General features: G+C 61.7%; 9 protein-coding genes. 5 read left to right on the forward strand and 4 right to left on the reverse strand.

The annotated features are described in order from the left end of the window. Positions 1-139: 139 nt before the first annotated feature. Positions 140-364, forward strand: a complete 225-nt coding sequence (locus ACRESJ_RS11710; RefSeq protein WP_431601250.1) for a DUF7681 family protein — start codon at positions 140-142, stop codon at positions 362-364. 21 nt (positions 365-385) lie between these two features. On the opposite strand, the gene ACRESJ_RS11715 is transcribed toward ACRESJ_RS11710, so the two are convergent. Genes ACRESJ_RS11715 through ACRESJ_RS11725 form a run of 3 tightly spaced genes read right to left on the reverse strand, consistent with a single transcriptional unit; the run spans position 386 to position 1,644 of the window. Further along, entirely contained in the window at positions 386-841 is a 456-nt protein-coding gene (locus ACRESJ_RS11715) for a hypothetical protein (protein WP_431601249.1), read from the reverse strand. After that, on the reverse strand, positions 838-1,245 hold the full coding sequence (locus ACRESJ_RS11720; RefSeq protein WP_431601248.1) for a hypothetical protein: 408 nt from the start codon (positions 1,243-1,245) through the stop codon (positions 838-840). Before ACRESJ_RS11720 ends, ACRESJ_RS11715 begins: the two co-directional genes overlap by 4 nt. A gap of 48 nt (positions 1,246-1,293) precedes the next feature. Next, the gene (locus ACRESJ_RS11725) at positions 1,294-1,644 is read right to left on the reverse strand and encodes a helix-turn-helix domain-containing protein (protein ID WP_431601247.1); all 351 of its coding nucleotides are present in this window, start codon (positions 1,642-1,644) and stop codon (positions 1,294-1,296) included. 106 nt (positions 1,645-1,750) lie between these two features. Here ACRESJ_RS11725 and ACRESJ_RS11730 point away from each other — a divergent pair, with 106 nt between their 5' ends. Together ACRESJ_RS11730 and ACRESJ_RS11735 are read left to right on the forward strand one after the other, a co-directional pair. Then, entirely contained in the window at positions 1,751-1,963 is a 213-nt protein-coding gene (locus ACRESJ_RS11730) for a hypothetical protein (RefSeq protein ID WP_431758032.1), read from the forward strand. Further along, a complete protein-coding gene (locus ACRESJ_RS11735) occupies positions 1,960-2,193 on the forward strand; it encodes a hypothetical protein (protein ID WP_431601245.1) in 234 nt (77 codons plus the stop codon). The genes ACRESJ_RS11730 and ACRESJ_RS11735 overlap by 4 nt, the downstream gene beginning before the upstream one ends. 75 nt (positions 2,194-2,268) lie before the next feature. Here ACRESJ_RS11735 and ACRESJ_RS11740 read toward each other — a convergent pair whose 3' ends face one another. Beyond that, a complete protein-coding gene (locus ACRESJ_RS11740) occupies positions 2,269-2,460 on the reverse strand; it encodes a hypothetical protein (protein WP_431601244.1) in 192 nt (63 codons plus the stop codon). Positions 2,461-2,542: 82 nt separating this feature from the next. On the opposite strand from ACRESJ_RS11740, the gene ACRESJ_RS11745 reads away from it, so the two are divergent. Next, positions 2,543-2,836, forward strand: coding sequence for a helix-turn-helix domain-containing protein (locus tag ACRESJ_RS11745; RefSeq protein WP_431601243.1), 294 nt, complete (start codon positions 2,543-2,545; stop codon positions 2,834-2,836). Positions 2,837-2,850: 14 nt separating this feature from the next. Then, a partial coding sequence (locus ACRESJ_RS11750; RefSeq protein ID WP_431758033.1) for a hypothetical protein occupies positions 2,851-3,532 on the forward strand: 682 nt, incomplete at its 3' end.

A 3,532-nucleotide genomic window follows, 5' to 3' on the forward strand; every position in this document is an offset into this window, starting at 1 on the left:
GCCGCCGGCCCGTTGCACCACCGGGCGCAACAAATCGATGGCGCCAGTCTCCCTATCCGTTAGGGCAGCGTCTTTGAAACTGGTTTCGAGGAATTCTCCCCGCGCGCGCGGGAGAGTGGGCCTTCAACCAGGAGGCGTCATGGACAACCAGCACCGCAAGATCAAAGGCTATCGGGAACTCGCCCAAGCGGAGATCGACGGTATCAACGCGATCAAGGACAAAGGGACCGAGATCGGCCGCCTGCTCGAAGCCCTGGGCGATATCCCGGGCATCGACAAGCGCGCCCTGGCTATCGCCAGGACGGAGCTGCAGACCGGGCTCATGTGGGCGACGCGGGCCATCGCCCAGCCGGAATCGTTCTAGTGCCCAGGAAGGGCGATCCGACTAGCGCCGAGCGTAGCGCTCGGCGTGCTGCTCGATCGCCTGGAAAGCCGCACGTTTGGCTTGAAGGAAAGGTTCCAGCGCAGCCTTGGCATCTTCGACACTGGATCGGAAGAATGCAGATTCCAGCGCAATGGACGCCCTCTGCAGTTCGTCAACCGACGCCTTCAATTCCGGAAAGTACAGCAACGCCAGTGTCTGCATTTGAGTGGCAGCTTGTGCCAGCTCCGACCCTTCCGATCGAGGCCCTGCTTGAACTGAGGTCTCTACTACTCGCGCCATGTGGATGGAAAGATCCGAAGCCAGCGTGGCCATTTGCTCGTACCGCTGCCGCAGCAAGGCGCGACGTTCATGACGCCTGGAAAGCCATTGCTGGAGCAGCGGCCCGAACTGCGCGACAGCTGACCCGAGCAGTGCGGCACCGGCTGCGATCAGGGCGGTGAGGAAAGTGCTGTTCACGGACGGTTGGTGTCGCCCCGAGAGTCCTTTCTCATAAGGCCCCCGAGCGTCTCCTCCCATCGCGAATCTTCCGAATGGCTATCAGGACTCTCTGTTTCGATCGGTGAATCAGAGTTGGTCATGGGTGATGCTTCCCATATGGCGCAATCAGCGATATCAGCAAGCATCAAGCTGGCCTCTTTCAATGCGATTGTTAGAAGCACCATGACAAAGGACGCAATGACTCCAACTGCCAATGCGCCTATCCCGCTACCCCTGTCAACACTGTTGCCCGCCAGGAGCGCAGCTAGCAATATCAATGCAGCAGCGATGTAACCAACAAAAGCTGCAAAGCCTATGAATCCCCGAAAAACCGGATAGCAACTCTGGGTACGGATGATCGTCAACTTGGCTCGACTACTCATGAACTTCCTCCTTGGCTGTGTTGTCCATTTCGACATGTGCTGGCCGGTCTACTTATTCGATTGAAGCCTTGCTTGCTTGATCAGCGACCTCGGTTGCGCGAACGCAGCGCTCGTCTTGTCTAGGGCCGCCTTCGCGTCCTCCGGACTGTTTCTGTAGTTGTCAACAAGAGCGGCCTCTCGAGGGCTGAGCAATCCCGTTGATGAGTCATCAACCGAGATCCCGCTACGGTGACCTGACAGGATGTAGAGAACATCCCATCCGGCGGCTGTCAGGGCCCCTAGCACCTTCGCCCCTGGCTCCGAGCCCGCTTCGTACTTAGCCCACATCTCGCGGCGGACGCCAACTAGCGCCGCCGCCTGAGCCTGCGACCAGCCCAAAGCCTCGCGGAGCTCTTTCATGCGCGTTCCTGCGTGAGTATCTAGATGCACACAAATCCCTTGACTTGTGCATTTGAATGCACAAGACTTATCCCGTCCGGTTTAAACGTCACCGCAAGGATACGACATGGTTCAGCCTTTGCCCCCCGGGCACGACTTGATGATCAAGGTACGTGCCGCCCTCCTGCTCCAGAACACCACGCTGGCCGCCTGGTGCCGCCAGCGCAGCATCCACCCCAGCGCAGCGCGCCAGGCGATCTACGGCACTTGGGCCGGCCCCAAGGGTCGCGCCATGCGCGCCAGCATCCTGAAGGCTGCTGGCCTGAAGGAGGCGGCATGAACACCCCCGGCCAGCCCCTGGACGAACTGTCCATCCGCGAACTGGAGCTGCTGCTCGCCTCGGCGCGCGACCAGTACAACACCGCGACGGCCAACTGGCGGAAGGTCGCAAGCTCCGATGCCCCCCTGTCCGACACCCTGCCGTGGGCGGGCGCCGTCAATGCCGCCGAGCGTCGCTTTGAGCGCGTCAGGAAGGAGTTGGCCCGTCGCCAGCAGGGAGCGGCCGCATGAGCACCCCCGGCACCACCACCTATCGGCGGCTCGATCCGGCCACCGGGCAAGGTGGCCGGATCGTCTACACCCCGCTTACTTCTCAGTACGCCGCACAGCCTGCTCGCGCGCCCGCAGCAGGGTCTGATACAGCGACGGGATCAGATCGGCAAGCATCGCCTGCGCATCGGAATCCTCGCGGGTGTTCCCGCTCAGGCGTATGTCGCCGTTTGAAACAAACGCTGCGGCAAGTTGCACGGCTTGTTCAAAAATTCGTTCCGATTGCATTTGGAATCTCCGTTGGTTTGGGTGTGTTGGTTGGCACCTCGCATCCTACCAACGGCGATTCCTCCCGCACGGAGGTGCTCCCGTGAGCGAGCAGAGCATCTTCGCCCGCCTGTTGTTCGCCCTGTCCGGCCATAGCCGCAATGGCCTTCGCTTGAAACAGATCGCCGACGGGATCGGTGAATCGCCCAGCACCACGCTGCGCAACCTACAGCGTCTGGGTGAAGACGGCCTGGCCGAGCGCACGCCCCAAGACCAGGACAACTGGCGCCTTTCCCCCCGAATTGTCCAGATCGCCCTGGCGCACCAGACCGAGGTGGCTCGCGAAGAGCGGGCGCTGGACGACTTCCGCAATCGCTACAGCCGTAGCCCCAACTGATGACGAGGATCGACATGACAGAGAAGCAACCCAGCAAGCGCGGCGCCAAGCCCGTTGCTCAGGCCGAAGTGGTCGGCCCCCAGCTCGACGCCGACAAGCTTGCCGAACGCACGCAGGAACTGGTAACGCTCGGTGAGCACCAGAACGAGGTTGTGGACCAGTTCGGCGACGGCCTGCCGTGGCACCCGGACCATTACGAGGCCGCCATTCGCGGTGAACTACGTCGTGGCTGCGAAGCCTTCCTGCGCGCAGGGCGCTACCTGGTGGTGGCTCGCGAATGCGCGGTACATGGCGAATGGTATGGGCTACTGGATCGACTTGGCCTTGGCCAAGAGCAGGCCCGCCGAATGATTGAGGCAGCCCGCAGGGTAGCCTGCCTGCCAAATCCCTCGCATGCGAGGGATTTGATGGCGGCCACCAAGAGCCAAAGCCGCCTGATCGAGCTTCTGTCACTGCCTGACGAGCAGTTCACCAAACTGGCCACCGAGGGCGAAACCAAGGGCCTGACGCTCGATGACGTGGAGCACATGTCGCGCCACGAGCTCCGCTCCGCCATCCGTGACGCCCGCGCCAATGCAGATGCCAAAGATCAGCGCATCAACAAGTTGAGTGACGATCTCAACAAGGAGCATGAGAAGACGCTCAAGGCGCAGCGACGCTGGAAGGCGGCAACCCCGGACGAGCAACTGGTGACCC

This window comes from Pseudomonas sp., assembly GCF_050739655.1.
In the GTDB taxonomy this organism is placed as follows: Bacteria; Pseudomonadota; Gammaproteobacteria; order Pseudomonadales; family Pseudomonadaceae; genus Aquipseudomonas.